At 70.1% G+C, this 15,396-nt stretch carries 13 protein-coding genes; 9 read left to right on the top strand and 4 right to left on the bottom strand.

Annotated elements, in window-relative coordinates:
• Positions 1–41: 41 nt before the first annotated feature.
• The 9 genes from C1933_RS10925 (at position 42) to C1933_RS10885 (ending at position 11,103) form a co-directional block, all read left to right on the top strand.
• Complete coding sequence (locus C1933_RS10925) at positions 42–959, top strand: TIGR03571 family LLM class oxidoreductase (protein WP_108753278.1); 918 nt, start codon at positions 42–44, stop codon at positions 957–959.
• 86 nt (positions 960–1,045) lie between these two features.
• On the top strand, positions 1,046–1,375 hold the full coding sequence (locus C1933_RS10920; RefSeq protein WP_199911365.1) for a DUF3817 domain-containing protein: 330 nt from the start codon (positions 1,046–1,048) through the stop codon (positions 1,373–1,375).
• 158 nt (positions 1,376–1,533) lie between these two features.
• Positions 1,534–2,730 carry an MFS transporter gene (locus tag C1933_RS10915; RefSeq protein ID WP_108753277.1) on the top strand — a complete coding sequence of 399 codons (1,197 nt, stop codon included), beginning with the start codon at positions 1,534–1,536 and terminating at the stop codon, positions 2,728–2,730.
• Positions 2,727–3,926, top strand: coding sequence for an isochorismate synthase (locus tag C1933_RS10910; protein WP_108753276.1), 1,200 nt, complete (start codon positions 2,727–2,729; stop codon positions 3,924–3,926). The genes C1933_RS10915 and C1933_RS10910 overlap by 4 nt, the downstream gene beginning before the upstream one ends.
• Positions 3,923–5,575, top strand: coding sequence for an AMP-binding protein (locus C1933_RS10905; RefSeq protein WP_108753275.1), 1,653 nt, complete (start codon positions 3,923–3,925; stop codon positions 5,573–5,575). Before C1933_RS10910 ends, C1933_RS10905 begins: the two co-directional genes overlap by 4 nt.
• Positions 5,575–6,207: an isochorismatase family protein gene (locus C1933_RS10900; protein ID WP_108753274.1), complete on the top strand. Its 633-nt coding sequence runs from the start codon at positions 5,575–5,577 to the stop codon at positions 6,205–6,207. Before C1933_RS10905 ends, C1933_RS10900 begins: the two co-directional genes overlap by 1 nt.
• Positions 6,207–6,464: a phosphopantetheine-binding protein gene (locus tag C1933_RS10895; protein ID WP_108753273.1), complete on the top strand. Its 258-nt coding sequence runs from the start codon at positions 6,207–6,209 to the stop codon at positions 6,462–6,464. The genes C1933_RS10900 and C1933_RS10895 overlap by 1 nt, the downstream gene beginning before the upstream one ends.
• Positions 6,461–10,354: a non-ribosomal peptide synthetase gene (locus C1933_RS10890; protein WP_108753272.1), complete on the top strand. Its 3,894-nt coding sequence runs from the start codon at positions 6,461–6,463 to the stop codon at positions 10,352–10,354. The genes C1933_RS10895 and C1933_RS10890 overlap by 4 nt, the downstream gene beginning before the upstream one ends.
• Positions 10,345–11,103: a 2,3-dihydro-2,3-dihydroxybenzoate dehydrogenase gene (locus tag C1933_RS10885; RefSeq protein WP_108753271.1), complete on the top strand. Its 759-nt coding sequence runs from the start codon at positions 10,345–10,347 to the stop codon at positions 11,101–11,103. Before C1933_RS10890 ends, C1933_RS10885 begins: the two co-directional genes overlap by 10 nt.
• 253 nt (positions 11,104–11,356) lie before the next feature.
• Here C1933_RS10885 and C1933_RS10880 read toward each other — a convergent pair whose 3' ends face one another.
• Genes C1933_RS10880 through C1933_RS10865 form a run of 4 tightly spaced genes read right to left on the bottom strand, consistent with a single transcriptional unit; the run spans position 11,357 to position 15,263 of the window.
• Positions 11,357–11,743: a DUF2894 domain-containing protein gene (locus C1933_RS10880; protein ID WP_108753270.1), complete on the bottom strand. Its 387-nt coding sequence runs from the start codon at positions 11,741–11,743 to the stop codon at positions 11,357–11,359.
• Positions 11,733–12,371 carry an OmpA family protein gene (locus C1933_RS10875; RefSeq protein WP_108753269.1) on the bottom strand — a complete coding sequence of 213 codons (639 nt, stop codon included), beginning with the start codon at positions 12,369–12,371 and terminating at the stop codon, positions 11,733–11,735. Before C1933_RS10875 ends, C1933_RS10880 begins: the two co-directional genes overlap by 11 nt.
• Entirely contained in the window at positions 12,368–14,599 is a 2,232-nt protein-coding gene (locus C1933_RS10870) for a DUF802 domain-containing protein (protein WP_108753268.1), read from the bottom strand. Before C1933_RS10870 ends, C1933_RS10875 begins: the two co-directional genes overlap by 4 nt.
• Positions 14,600–14,609: 10 nt before the next feature.
• Complete coding sequence (locus tag C1933_RS10865; RefSeq protein ID WP_108753267.1) at positions 14,610–15,263, bottom strand: DUF3348 family protein; 654 nt, start codon at positions 15,261–15,263, stop codon at positions 14,610–14,612.
• Positions 15,264–15,396 lie beyond the last annotated feature (133 nt).

Below are 15,396 nucleotides of genomic sequence, written 5' to 3'. Positions count from 1 at the left end.
GTGGTGGCGTGGCGGTCAGCCTGCCACGCTAAGCTGCCTGCATGAGCGATTTCAATGCCGCCCATGCGCGGGTGTTTCCATCGCAGGGCCTCAGTCTGGGCCTGATGACCCCGCTGGCCGCGCACGGTCTGGCCGACCTGCGCAGCGCACGTGCGCACGCACGGCTGGCCGACGATCTGGGCTTTGCCGCGCTATGGGCGCGCGATGTGCCGCTGATGGTGCCGCAGGGGCCCGATGCCACGGCCAGTACACTGGACGATCCGTTCCTGTGGCTGGCGGCGCTGGCTGGCGCCACCGAACGCATCGCGCTGGGCAGCGCGGCCATCGTGCTGCCGCTGCGGCATCCACTGCATGTGGCCAAGGCCGCGCGCAGCCTGGACCGGATCAGCGAAGGCCGCTTCATCCTCGGCCTGGGTTCGGGTGACCGCCCGGAAGAGTTCGCCGCGTTCGGCGAAGACCTGGACCATCGCGGTGCGGCGTTCCGCCAGCGCTGGTCGGTGTTGCGCGCGGCGCTGTCGCCCGACGCGCACGCGCAGGCCGAGCTGGCCGATGCCACCGGCGGCTTTGCGGTACTGCCGCCGCCGCAGCAGCGTATTCCCATGCTGGTGGTGGGAACGGCGCGGCAGAGCCTGCAGTGGATCGCACGCGACGCCGAGGGCTGGGCCACCTATCATCGCGAAGAAGGCGCACAGGAAGGCCGCATCGGGCTGTGGCAGCAGGCGCTGGCGCAGGCCGGCACCGCCAAGCCGTTCGTGCAGTCCATGCAGCTGGATCTGCAGGCCGATCCGCACGCGCCGGCCACGCCATTGCCATTGGGCATGAAAGTGGGCCGCCACGGTCTGCAGGCGTATCTGCAGCGCGTGCATGCGCAGGGCGTGGCGCATGTGATGTTCAACCTGGTCGATAACGGGCGCCCGGTGCAGGCCGTGCTTGAGGAGATCGCGTCGGTCGGGCTGTGAGGGGGCGGCCGCCGGGCATGGCGGGTTCCTGCTGGCGTTCGCATCTGCGTATCATTCGCGTTTGATTCCCCGGCCCGGAGCCTTTCGTGACCCAACGTTCCCCCCTGCACCCGTTCGGGCGCGCGTTCGCCATCGTTGCCTTCATCGAGGCGCTTACCTGGGCCGGGCTGCTGCTGGGCATGTGGCTGAAGTACGGCCCGGCCGACACCGTGGCGCTGGTGAAGGTGTTTGGTCCGCTGCATGGCGGGGCCTTCCTGGTCTACGTGGCGGTCAGCCTGCTGGCGGCGCTGCGCCTGCGCTGGCCGTGGTGGGCCACCGGCCTGGCCCTGCTGGCGGCGATTCCGCCGCTGGTCACGCTGCCGCTGGAATGGTGGTTCCGCCGCCGGGGCCTGTTGTCGGCGCGTAGCGTCGGCTGAGCCTGCGCAAGCGCACGTTGCTGTCCCGTTCAAGTGAATGGGTATCAAATGCAAATACGAGCCGTTATCATTTGAGCGCTGGATGCACGCCTGACGGTGTCGCGCCAGACGGGCCCCGCAAGGCGCCCGCGCTCCTTTCCTGAAACGGCTGGTGTTCCATGAATGCACGTCCCGTCGTCGCCGGTCTGCCGGCATTGGTGTTGGCTGCCCTGATCGGCACCATGGCGATGATGTCCTTCGTCGCGGTCATCGGCCCGGTGGTGCGCTTGCTGGGCCTGGCCGAATGGCATGCCGGTCTGTCGGTTACCGCCGCTGGTGTGCTGTGGATGCTCGCTGCACGCCCGTGGGGCCTGCTGAGTGACCGCATTGGTCGCAAGCGTGTGCTGCTGCTGGCCATGAGTGCGTATACGGTGGTCTACATCGGCCTGGCGGTGTTCATCGACCGCGCGCTGCAGTCGGTGCCGGCGGTGCTGGTGTCGGTGGTGGTGCTGGTTGGCACGCGCGGCCTGATCGGCCTGTTCTATGCGGCGGTGCCGCCAACGGCTGCGGCGCTGATCGCCGACCAGTCACCACCGGGCCAGCGCACGCAGTTGCTGGCGCGACTGGGCAGCGCCAATGCGCTGGGCATGGTACTGGGCCCGGCCGCGGCCGGTTGGTTGGCCTACCGCAATCTGCCGCTGGCCCTGTACGCCGCCGCGCTGCTGCCGTTGCTGGCGCTGGCGCTGCTGGCCTGGCGCCTGCCGGCCACGCCGCCGGTGGCGGCCAACGCGGCGCAGAAGCGCACGCCGTTGGCGCGCATGGATGCACGCGTGCGGCTTCCGCAGCTGACCGCGTTGCTGGCCATGATCTCGGTCACCATCGCCCAGGTCACGGTCGGCTTCTTTGCGATTGATCGGCTGGCGTTGGACGCCGCCGCCGGCGCGCGCATGGCCGGCATCGCACTCACCGCGGTGGGCCTCGGCCTGATCCTGGCGCAGGTGCTGGTGATGAAGCTGGACGTGCATCCGCGGCGCTGGATCGCGCTGGGCGCGTTGATCGGCGGCCTGGGCTTCGCCTCGGTGGCGGCCGTGCAGCAGCCCTGGCAGTTGCCGGCGGCCTACGCCATCGCGGCCTTCGGCATGGGCTTCGTATTCCCGTCCTTCCAGGCGCTGGCTGCCGACGCGGTGGAACCGCACGAGCAGGGTGCCGCCGCCGGTACCGTGGCCGCCGCGCAGGGCGTGGGCATGGTGGTCGGGCCGATGCTGGGCACGCTGCTGTACCGCGCCAACGCCAGCCTGCCGTACCTGATGGTGGGCGTGCTGCTTCTGCTGCTGTGCGCACTGGCGCTGGCCCACCGTCGCGCGGAGGCCGCATGAACGATTCGATCGTGTTGGGTGATCGCAACCACGAAGCGCCCTTGGCCGACGCAGCAATCAACGCCGATCAGGCCGACCTGTTCGTGCTGCAGCAGGCGGGCCAGCAGGTGCATGCGCGCGGCTGCCGTGCGCGGCTCCCTGCCGGCGCACTGACCACGCTGGCCGACCGCGTAGCGGATTTCTTCAGCCAGCAGCGCGGTGGCCCGGGGCTGCTGGTGGGCGCGGTACCGTTCGAGCCGCGCGCCGACGATGCCTTGTACCAACCCGAGCGCCTGTTGCCGGCGCTGCCGCTGCGGCCACAGGCCGCGCCGGTACTGCAGGGGGCGCTGCAGGCCGAGCCGTCCGCACAGGCCTATGCCGATGCGGTGGCGCAGGCGGTGCTGGCCCTGCGTGCCAGTGATGACCCGTTGCAGAAAGTGGTGCTGGCTCGCAGCCTGCTGGCGCAGACGCAGCAGCCGCTGGCGCCGGATGCGCTGCTGGCACGGCTGGGCGCCGATCCCTCGGTGGCGACCTACGCGGTGCCGCTGCCGGTCGACCCGGCACAGCCACCGGCCTGGCTGGTGGGCGCAACGCCGGAGCTGCTGCTACGCAAGCGTGGCGCCCAGGTGTTGTCGCATCCGCTGGCCGGTTCGGCACGACGCAGTGCTGACCCCGCCCAGGACCAGGCCGCTGCGCAGGCGCTGCTGGCCTCGCGCAAGGATCACGACGAACACCGCCACGTGGTCGAGGCCATCGTGGCCGCGCTGTCACCGTGGTGCCGCCAGGTGGACGCGCAGCCGCGCCCGGTGCTGCATGCCACCGCCAGCATGTGGCACCTGGGCACGCGCATCCACGCCACACTGGATGATCCGTCCACGCCGGCGGCGTTGCTGCTGGCCGCACTGCATCCCACCCCGGCGGTGTGCGGCACGCCGCAACAGGCCGCGCTGCAGCGCATCCGCGCCCTGGAACCGGTGCCGCGCGGCTTCTACGCCGGTGCCGTGGGCTGGCTCGACGCGCAGGGCGATGGTGACTGGTACGTTGCGATCCGCTGTGCGCGACTGCAGGGCCGCCAGCTGCGGCTGTATGCCGGCGCCGGCATCGTCGCCGAATCCTCGCCGCAGGCCGAAGTGGCCGAAACGGCGGCCAAGTTCACCGCCTTGTTGAATGCGCTGGGGGTCCATGACCCTGCGCCGCTGCAGGAAATCCTGTCATGACCACGCCTTCTGTTTCCCACCGTGTTCCGCTGCAGCAGGTCTGGCCGGCCGAGCGCGCGCAGCGCTATCGCCAGGCCGGCTACTGGCGCGGCGAAACCTTCCCCGGCTTCCTGCGCGAGCGCGCCGAACGCTATGCCGACGATGTTGCCGTGGTTGCCGGGGATACCCGCCTGACCTACGCGCAGCTGTGGCATGAAGCTGGGCGCATCGGCGCCGGTCTGCTTGCACTCGGGCTGCAGCCGGGCGACCGGGTGCTGCTGCAGCTGGGCAACACCGCCAGCTTCATCAGCGTGGCCTGTGGTCTGTTCCGCGCCGGGCTGGTTCCGGTGTACGCGCTGCCGGCGCACCGCATCACCGAACTGGTGCATTTCGCCACCAAGGCCCAGGTCAGTGCCTACGTCACCACGGCGCTGCACGAAGGCTTCGATCACCGCGAACTGGCGCGGGCCCTGCAGGCGGCGGTGCCGGCGGTGCAACAGGTGGTGATCGATGGGGAGGCAGGCGAGTTCACCGCGCTGGATGCGCTGCAGGGCGAGCGCGGCACGCTGCCGGCAGACCCTGACCCGCAGTCGGTGGCCTTCCTGCAGATTTCCGGTGGCAGCACTGGCCTGTCCAAACTGATTCCGCGCACGCACGACGATTACCTCTATTCGTTCCGCGCCAGCAACGAGATCTGCGGCATCGACCGCGACAGCGTGTATCTGGTGGCCCTGCCGGCTGCGCACAATTTCCCGATGAGCTCGCCCGGCTTCTTCGGTGCGCTCTACGCCGGTGCGCGCGTGGTGATGAGCCCGGGCCCCGGGCCTGACGCCGCATTCCCGCTGATTGCCCGCGAAAAAGTGACCTGCTGCGGCCTGGTGCCACCGCTGGCCTTGCTGTGGGCGCAGGCGGCGGCCAGTCGCAGCGAGGACATTTCCAGCCTGCAGGTGCTGCAGGTGGGCGGTGCCAAGCTGGTGCCCGAAGCTGCGCGGCGCGTGGTGGACGGGTTGGGTTGCACGCTGCAGCAGGTGTTCGGCATGGCCGAAGGGCTGGTGAACTACACCCGGCTGGACGATCCGCTGGAACTGATCGTGGCCTGCCAGGGCCGGCCGATCAGTCCCGACGACGAAGTGCGCGTGGTCGATGACCACGACCAGCCGGTGGCCGAAGGCGAAGTCGGCCACCTGATCACCCGCGGCCCGTACACCATCAATGGCTACCACAACGATCCGGTGGCCAATGCACGCGCCTTCACCGACGACGGTTTCTATCGCACCGGCGATCGCGTCCAGCAGTTGCCTGGCGGCTACCTGGTGGTGCAGGGCAGGGCAGGCGACCACATCAACCGCGCTGGCGAGAAGATTTCGGCCGAAGAGATCGAAGACCATCTGCTGGCGCACCCGGCGGTGTTCGACGCGGCCGTGGTCTCCATTCCCGATGAGTACCTGGGCGAGCGCAGCTGTGCCTTCGTCATTGCCCAGGGCGAGCCGATCAAGGCGCCGGCGCTGAAGGCGTGGATGCGCACCCGAGGCCTGGCCGCGTTCAAGGTGCCCGACCAGGTGCTGTTCGTGGACAGTTTCGATACCACGGCGGTCGGCAAGATCAGCCGCCGCGAACTGCGTGCGCAGCTGCGCGCGCGTCATCTGCAACAGACAGGAGGAACGCGCTGATGGCGCTGCCCCGCATTACCCCCTACGCGCTGCCGACGTCCAGCGAACTGCCGGTTGCACGCGGCCCCTGGCAGCCCCAGCGCGACCGCGTGGCGCTGCTGGTGCACGACATGCAGCGCTACTTCCTGGCCGCCTTCGATGGCGAACAGGCACCGCTGCAGCCGGCCGTGGCCAACATCGCGCGGCTGCTGGCGCATTGCCGCGCGCACGGCATTCCGGTGTTCTACACCGCCCAGCATGGCAACCAGGACCGGCGCGACCGTGGCCTGCAGGCCGATCTGTGGGGCCCGGGCATGCAGCGCGGGCAAGCGCATGAAGCGATCATCGACGCGTTGGCGCCGCAGGAAGGCGAGCACGTGCTGGTCAAGCACCGCTACAGCGCGTTCCAGCGCAGCAACCTGGAAACGCTGATGCGCGTACGCGGCCGCGATCAGTTGCTGGTCACCGGCGTCTACGCCCATATCGGCTGCACGGCGACCGTGGCCGAGGCCTTCCAGCGTGATATCGAAGCCTTCATCGCCGCCGATGCCGTGGCCGATTTCTCGCGTGCCGACCACGACCAGGCGCTGTACTGGATCGCCCGCACCTGCGGGGTGCCGATGACTACCGACCGACTGCTGGAGCTGCTGTGATGAGCGTAGGCGCTGAACCGCTGACCCTGGAACGCATGCGCGGCGACCTGGCGCGGGTGCTGGACTGCACGCCGGCCGAGATCGGTGACGATGACAACCTGATGGATCTGGACCTGGATTCGATGCGCATGCTCGGCCTGGTGCTGGCCTGGGGCAATACCGGCCTGCCGCTGGAATTCTCGCAGCTGGCCGAACACAGCACGCTGCGCCAGTGGTGGACGGTGGTGCAGCGACTGCAGGCTGCGCAGGCGGCATGAGCGCGGCAGTGCTGGCCACGGCCGTTGCCCTGACCGAAGCCCAGACCGGGCTGTGGTACGCGCAGCGGCTGGCACCGCTCAGCCCGGCCTTCAATACCGCCCATGCGGTGTGGATGGACGGTGCGCTGGACGTGCCCGCCTTTGTGGCCGCGGCCAACCAGGCGGCGGCCGAGGCGCAGGCGTTCGCACTCCGCTTCGGCCAGCACGCACAGGGCGAGCCCCTGCAATGGCACGGTCCGGCACATGTGCCGACGTTGCAACTCCACGATGTTTCCGGCGCAGCCGATCCGGACGCGGCCGCGCGCGCGGCGATGCAGGCGGACCGACTGACGGCGGTCGATCCCACCCGCGACCGTCTGGCAAGGCAGGTGCTGTTCCAGCTGGGCCCGCAGCGCTGGGTCTGGTACCTGCGCGTGCACCATCTGGCCACCGATGGGTATGGCATGGCCTTGTTCAGCGATCGCGTGTGCGCGCTCTACGCCGGGCGGCCCGGTGACGCGCTGCCGGCGTTGGATGCCGTGTTGGCCGACGATGCCGCGTACCGTGCCGATGCACGGCGTGACCTGGCCCGGCAGTGGTGGCATGCGCAGCTGCAGGGGGCGCCGGCGGGCGTGGGCCTGGCGGGCACCGCCGCGGCCAGCGACGATGCGCTGCGCTGGGTGCAGCCGCTGGACAGCAGCTTCCGTGAGCGCCTGATGCAGACCGCGGCGGCTTGGCTGCAGCCGTGGCCGGATGTGCTGACTGCGCTTACCGCCGAGTATCTGCGGCGCATGGGCGCGGCCGACGAAGTGGTGCTGGGCATTCCCTACATGGGCCGGCTGGGCAACGCCTCGGCACGCGTGCCGGCGATGGTGATGAACGTGCTGCCGCTGCGCGTTGCCGCCGCCGAAGGCAGCGTGGAATCGCACTGTCGCGCGCTGGGCCGTCAGCTCAGCCAGGGCCGCAAACACGGCCGTTACCGGGGTGAACAGCTGCGCCGCGACCTGGGTCTGGTGGGGGCGCAGCAGCGCCTGCATGGGCCGCTGGTGAACGTGCAGCCGTTCTACCGCCCGCTGGCGATGCCCGGTGTGCAGGCCACTCTGGAGGTGTTGTGCACCGGCCCGGTGGACGACCTGACCCTGGGCTTCCGTGGCGATGGCCAGCAGATGCTGGATCTTGAGATCGAAGCCAATCCCGCGCTGTACGGCGAGCAGGATCTGCGGGCGCATGCGCAGCGCCTGCTGCATTTCGTGTCGGCGGCCCTGCAGGCCGACGACATCGGCGATGTGCCACTGGCCACGCCCGAAGAAGCGCAGCAGGTGCTGCACGGCTTCAACGCAACCGACCACCCGCTGCCACACACCACCCTGGCCGAGCTGCTGCGCCAGGGCATGGATCGCGACCCGCAGGCGCCTGCGCTGGTGCTGGGCGCGCAGACGCTGGACCACGCCACCCTGGAAGCGCGCAGCTTCGCGTTGGCCGCGCAGTTGCGCGCGCTGGGCGCCGGCCCGGGCACGCGGGTGGCCGTGGCCTTGCCGCGTTCGCTGGAACTGGTGATCGCGCTGGTGGCCGTGCTGCGCGCAGGCGCCGCCTACCTGCCGCTGGATCTGGACCATCCTGATGAGCGCCTGGCGCGCGTCCTGGGTTGGGCCAAGCCGCTGTGCGTGTTGGGCGAAGCGGACACCGCGCCGCGCCTGGCGGGTGTGCCGGTACTGGCACCCACGCAGTGGACCGATGTCAGCTTCGCCGCGCCATGGCCGGCGCCCGACGCGCACGATGCGGCCTATGTGATCTACACCTCCGGCTCCACCGGCGAGCCCAAGGGCGTGGTCATCGAGCACCGCGCCATCGTCAACCGCCTGCTGTGGATGCGCGAGCACTACGGCTTCAGCGCCGATGACCGTGTGCTGCAGAAGACACCGGCCACCTTCGATGTGTCGGTCTGGGAATTCTTCCTGCCGCTGCTGTGCGGGGCGACCCTGGTGCTGGCCCCGCCGCAGGCGCACCGCGATCCTGTCACGCTGGCGCGGCTGATCCGTGCGCACGGCATCACCACCGCGCATTTCGTGCCGTCCATGCTCGATGCGTTCCTGGCCGTGCCGGATGCGCAGGGCCTGCACCTGCGCCGCGTGTTCACCAGTGGCGAAGCGTTGGATGCCTCGCTGCGCGACCGCTTCCATGCGCGCGTGCAGGCACAGCTGCACAATCTGTACGGACCGACCGAAGCCGCGGTGGATGTGAGCTATTGGCCTGCATCGGCGGACGATGCGTCGCGCCCGGTGCCGATCGGCTTCCCGGTCTGGAACACGCGCCTGTACGTGCTCGATGCCGCGCTGCGGCCGCAGCCGGTGGGGGTGCCGGGCGATCTGTACCTGGGCGGCGTGCAACTGGCACGCGGCTATCTGGGCCGCGACGACCTGACCGCCGACCGCTTCCTGGCCGATCCCTTCCTGCCCGGCGAGCGCATCTACCGCACCGGCGACGTGGCGCGCTGGCGCCCGGACGGCGCGGTCGAATACCTCGGCCGCAGCGACCACCAGGTGAAGCTGCGCGGGCTGCGCATCGAACTGGGCGAGATCGAGGCGGCGCTGCGCGAACTGCCCGGCATGCAGCGGGTGGAAGTGCTGCTGCGCCACGATGCGCCGGCCGAGCCGCGGTTGGTGGCCTATGTGCCTGCAGGCCTGGACGATGCGGCCGCGCTGCGCAGCCATCTGGCCGCGCGCGTGCCCGACTACATGGTGCCCTCGCTGTTCGTGGGGGTGGAACAGTGGCCGGTCACCGCCAATGGCAAGCTGGACCGCGCAGCGTTGCCTGCGCCTGCGCAGGTGGTGGCTGCCGGCCTGGCGCCGCGCACGCCGCTGGAACAGGAACTGGCGCAGCTGTTCGCGCAGGCACTGGGGCGCGATGCGCCGGTGCCGGTGGACGCGGATTTCTTCAGCCTGGGCGGCGACTCGTTGTCGGCGGTGCATCTGTTGCTGGCCATCGAACAGCGCTGGCGCTGCGAGCTGGGCCTGGGTGCGCTGTTCGCCCAACCCACGGTGGCCGCGCTGGCCACGCGGCTGGCCGAACCGCCGGCCAATGCCGACCATGCCCTGGGGCCGGTGATCGCACTGGCAGCGCCGGAGGGCGAAGCCACGGCTGCACCGCTGTTCGTGCTGCACCCGGCCGGCGGCATCGCCTGGAATTACCGCACGCTGGCGCGCGCACTGCAGCCGGCGCGCCCCGTGTATGGCCTGCAGTCGCCTGCGCTCGACCCCGCGCAGCCGCTGCCGGGCAGCATCGATGCCATGGCCAACGACTACGTGCAGCGCGTGGTAGCCCTGCAGCCGCGCGGCCCCGTGCATCTGCTGGGCTGGTCGGTGGGTGGCATCCTGGCCCAGGCCATGGCCGTACGCCTGCACGACATCGGGCGCGAGGTGGGCGAACTGGTGCTGCTGGATGCCTATCCCGCTGAGTGCTGGCGGGCCGAACCCGAGCCCGACCCGATTGCCGCGCTGCGGGCGTTGCTGGCCATTGCCGGGCATGATCCCGACGCGCACCCGGAACTGGACAGCCGCGAGGCCATCCTGGCCTTCCTGCGCCAGGGCGGCAGCGCGCTGGGCAGCCTGCCGGATGTAGTGCTGGAAGGCGTGGTGCGCGCGGTGACCGGCACCAATCGATTGATTCGGTCCCACCACCACCGCCCGTACGTAGGCACGCTGGTGCATGTGCGGGCTGGGCGCGACCACGTGGCCCGGCCGCAGTTGCAATCGGCGCTGTGGCAGGCGCACGCGCTGGACGTACAGGCGCTGGAACTGCCGTTCCTGCACGCCGAACTGACCGGCCGCGACGCGGTCGCGCAGCTGGCGCCGTGGCTGTCGGCACGCCTGCAGCACTGGGATGAACAACAGGAGATCGCAACATGCAGTTGACCGGGTTTGAAGGCCGCGTGGCGCTGGTGAGCGGCGCCGGTGGAGGGATCGGCGCGGCGCTGGTCGAACTGCTGGCGTCGGCTGGTTGCACGGTGGTGGCCACCGATCTTGCCGCGCCCGTGGCGCAGGCACGTGGGGTACACGCCTTTGCACTGGACGTGACCGACAGCGGTGCAGTGGATGCGCTGGTGGACCAGGTGGAAGCGCGCATCGGCCCGATTGCGCTGGTGGCCAACGTGGCTGGCGTGCTGCATGTGGGCGAGGTGGTGCAGACCACCGATGCCGATTGGCGCCGCGTGTTCGCGGTCAATGCTGAAGGCGTGTTCCATGTCAGCCGCGCGGTGGCGCGGGTGATGTCACCGCGTCGGCAGGGTGCGCTGGTGACGGTCAGCTCGAACGCGGCCGGTGTGCCGCGGCATGGCATGGCCGCCTATGCCGCATCGAAGGCAGCGGCGACCATGTTCACCCGTTGCCTGGGGCTGGAGCTGGCGCCGCTGGGCATCCGCTGCAACATCGTCGCTCCCGGTTCCACGCTCACCCCCATGCAGACCGGCATGTGGGAAGACGCGCAGGGCGCCGAGCGGGTGATCGCGGGCAACCTGGAGACCTACAAGGCAGGTATTCCGCTGCGCAAGCTCGCCACCCCGGACGACATCGCCCAGTCGGTGATGTTCCTGCTGTCCGAGCAGGCCGGCCACGTGGCCATGAGTGATCTGTACGTGGACGGCGGCGCCACCCTGCGCGGGTGATGCACGCGTCGCCGATTCCCGGTAGGTGCCCACCTTGGTGGGCACGCGGGTGCTGCCAGTGCCAACCAAGGTTGGCACCTACCAGGCGTCGGGGCGCTGCGCGTGCTACGGGCCGCCTATTTCCGGTAGGTGCCCACCTTGGTGGGCACACGGGCGCCACGCGTGCCAACCAAGGTTGGCACCTACCAGAAGCGGGTCGGTTGGCACCTACCAAAAGCGGGGCAAAGCGCGGTTGGTGTTTGCGCCGGTCCGGTCAGCCTGCGGTTCGGGGTTTGCGCGTGCGCTTGGGCTTCGCCGCATCACTGCTGCTGGCTACGCCGTCCTGCAACGCCTGCAGCCACGACAAGGTATCCACGTAATCAATGAAATGCCGCAGGTAGCCGGGGCTGGCGCCCTGCATGGTGTCCAGCATGCGCTGCACCAGCACCGCCGAATTCAGCGGCCCGCCGTCGGCCGGGGCTTCGGCGCGCAACGATCGCTTTACCTGCAGTTCGCTGCGTAGGGCCGACCACTCGCGGCGCACCGTTTCCAGCATCGGCACCTGCGGGTAGTGTTCGCGCGCGCGCGAACCGGCATCCAGATCGCGCACCAGGGCACGCAACCCCTCACGCGCAGCGCTGGTAGCCGGCTTATTTGCCATCGCCAGCCTTCGGCTTGGGAATCGGCGCGATCTCCACGCGGCGGTTGCGCGCGCGGCCGGCTTCGTCTGCGTTGGAACTGACCGGCTGCTCGCTGCCGAAGGCGGCGGCGAACACGGCATCGGCCGGCACGCCGTCGGCGATCAGGGTACGGGTCACGGTCAGCGAACGCTGTGCGGACAGTTCCCAGTTGTCGGCGAAGCGGCGATTGCCATCGCGGATCGGCGCATCGTCGGTGAAGCCGCTGACCATCAGGATTTCATCGCGCGAACCCAGGTAGGCCGACAGCGGGGCAGCCAGGCTGCGCAGCAGTTCCTGGCCTTCCGGCTGCAGCTGGTCCGAGTTCAACGCGAACAGCACGTTGCCGCTGATGCCGATGCGGCCATCGACCAGGGTCACCCGGCCGGCAGCCAACGGCCCGGCCAGTGCCTGTTCCAGCGTCTGCAGGCGCTTGGCCTCGGCCTGGCGCTGCTTCACTTCGGCGTCCAGGCGTTGCGACAACTCCAGCTGCACCGCTACCACGCCCACCAGGATCAGCACGAAGGCGCCCAGCAGCACCGACATCAGATCGCCGAAGGCGGCCCAGATCGGGGCGTGTGAACCGCCATCGACCTCCAGTTCGTCGCTCATGCGCTGCCGGCCTTGCCACGGCGCGCGGCCAGCTGCTGCAGTTCGTCCATCACCTGCTTCTGCGACAGCAGGCTCAGGTCGACCACTTCACGGGCCTGGGCAACGTAGTAGGCCAGCTGTTCATCGCTGCGTGCCAACGAGGCATCCAACGCGCCGCCAATCTGTTCCAGGCGGCCGGACAGCTCGACCGCTGCGCTGCCGAACTGTTCCACCGCCGCACCGAAGCTGCCGGCCAGCTGGCCCACGTCGCCGGCGCTGCCGCTCAACTGCGCGGCAATGCCATCCAGCTTGCCGGTCTCGGCGGCGATGTGATCGGTGAAGCGGCTGCCCACGCGTTCCAGCAGCTCGGCCGAACCGCCCACCAGTGCCTCCACCGCGCTGCGCTGTTCGTGCGAGGCATGGTTGATGGCCTCCAGCAGGGTCTGCACGGTGGCCAGCAGGTGGCCGCGTTCTTCCAGCACGGCGTTGTCGCGCACCAGGCTTTCGGACAGCGTGTTGCGCAGTTCGTTGATGACTTCGGCGGCAGCCTTCGGCGCCTGCGCGGCGGTCTGCAGCAGGGTGGACACTTCGGCCAGGGTGGCGCTGGCCTGCGCGCGGCCGTTGTCGCCAATCTGCTGGGCCGTGTCGGCCAGGGTCTGGCACACGGTCTGCTGCTGCGCGGTCAGATCGGCAGAGGCCGCCTGCAGTGCATCGGTCCAGCGCTGCAGGCGCTGTTCGTCGCTGGCCTGCAACTGCGCCTGCAGGGCCGCGTGGGCCTGCTGCAGATCGGCGCTGACCGCATCCCAGCGCGCCTGGCGCTGCTGTTCGCGGGTGTCCAGGCTGGCCTGCAGTTCGGCATGCGCGGCGGCCGCGGTGGCCTGTGCGCTGTGCCAGTCCTGCGTACGCTGCTGCTCGTGCGCCTGCAGCAGCGCCTGGCTGTCGGCATGGCGCGCATCCAGCGTCTGCAGCAGGGCCTGCGCCTGGGTGTGCAGGCTGTCGTTGGCGCTTTGCAGCGCCTGCTGCTGGTGCTCGGCCAGCTCGCGGTTCAGCGCGTGCTGCTGCTCGGCGGCCGTGCGCCAGGTGTCGGCATGGCGCTGGGCATCGCCCTGCAGGCGCTCACCCAGGCTGGCCAGCAGCGTTTCACTCTGGCGGGCCTGGCCATCGCTGAAGGCCTGCAGGTGCTGCCGCAGTTCGGTCACCAGCGCCTGCTGGGCCTGGGTCTGCTCATCCACCACGCGCGCCCAGCTGGCCTCGGTGGCCACGCGGCTGCGCTCGAAGCCGTCGGCCAGCCCGGCCAACTGCTGCTGCACGGCCTGTTCGACGCGCACGTGCAGTGCCTGGCCGTGGCTGGCCAGACCGGCCAGCGTGGTTTCGGCCAAGGGCTGCAGGGCGCCGCCAATGGCGCTGGCGCTGGCTTCGGCACCTTCGCGCAGCGATTGCTGCAGCGAGACCGCCAGCCTTTCCTGCAGCGCCTGGCTCTGGGTCAGGAACTCGCCCTGGCCAGCCAGCAGACGCTCGTTGGCGGCACTGCTGTGCTGCTCGAACGCACGGGTCATGTCCTGCAGGCGGTCCACCAGTGCGGGCAGGGCGGTGGACTGTGCCTGCAGCAGGCGCAGCGATTCGGCACGCTGCCAGGCCTGCGAATGCGGGTGCAGGTCGCCGGCGATGGCGCGGTCCAGCTGCTGCACGGCCTGCAGGCGGTCGCGGCGCAGCAGGGCGGCCAGCAGGCCCAGCATGGCTGAACTGGCCACACCGGCAATGGAGGTGCCAAACGCCACGGCCAGACCCTGCACCGGCGACGCCAGGGAACCGCGGATGGCGGCCATGTCGGTGGCGCTCTGCAGGGCCAGGCCGGTGCCGCGCAGGGTGTCCATCATGCCCAGCAGGGTGCCCAGCATGCCCAACAGCACCAGCAGCCCCACCAGGTACGGGGTCAGCACCGGCGCGGGCAGGGCGGTGCGCTCGCCTTCCACGCGCAGGCGCACGGCATTGCGCAGGCCGGCCGGCACGCGCTCCAGCCAAGGCTGAAGGCTGTCCTTGGCCAGCGATACATCGGCCAGTGCGGCGCGCAGGCCGTTGCTGGCCTGGCGGTAGCGGTACAGCTCCACGCCACCGGCCACGTAGCAGGCCGCGATGACCGCTGCCACCAGCGCGCCCAGCGGATGCACGGTCACATAGCCAATGCCGATCCAGCACACGGCCAGCAGGCCCACAAGGAAGACAACGACGGGGAAGACGGTTCTGGACATGGTGTTCCGGTCAGTGGGGGCGCAGGGCTGCAAGCAGCCCATGAATCGGGTGGAAGCGCAGTTCAAGTTCGGCCAGCAGCAGGCTGCGCATGTCATTCCTGAAGGGAGCGCGCCAGCCGGGCTGGCCATGCACGCGCTCGAAGCGCGCGCCCAGCACGGCCGGGGCGGTGGCCAGCAGGGCGTGTTCGCGCGGGCTCAGGGTCTGTTCCATCACCGCGTCGACCTCGGCCAGCCGCGCCAGTTCGGGCGTGGTCTGTACCAGTTGGTCACGCAGGCGGCCGCGCAGGCGGCCGGTGGCGGTCTGCATCGCCCGTTGCAGCACCAGATAGCGCTGCCGCAGCGAAGCGAAATTTGCGGTGGCGGCCGCCTCGGCCAGGTCCAGCAGGCGCTCGGCCTCGGCATCCTCGTTCAGCGAGGCCAGCAGGCTGGTCTCGGCCTGGGCGCAGTCGGCCAGCAGATCGTCCAGCGCTTCGGCCGGCTCGGCAGCCTCGGGCAGGCGGCCATCCAGGGCCCCGGACAGGGCCACGGCACGGCTCCAGTCCACCCACTGGCCGAGGCGATCGGTCAGGGCAGGACTGGTGGCCGGCATCGCGCCGTCACTGAGACGGGCGAGCAGACGGAGGAAGTCCGGTCCGCCCAGGACCGGCTGCACTGCGTTCGCCATCAAGGGGTTGGGGGCCAAAACCGTTGATTTTACAGCCAGATGACCCTGGCCGTATGAAAGGGCCGGCGGCATGCCGCCCGTGCCCGGCAGCGGGCGTACAATGGCCGGCTGCACTACCGCACCTGAATCCACT

This window comes from Stenotrophomonas sp. ZAC14D2_NAIMI4_6, from assembly GCF_003086875.1.
GTDB lineage: Bacteria > Pseudomonadota > Gammaproteobacteria > Xanthomonadales > Xanthomonadaceae > Stenotrophomonas.
Note: the sequence above shows the minus strand (reverse complement) of the source record. Positions and strands in the feature narration are given on the sequence as shown.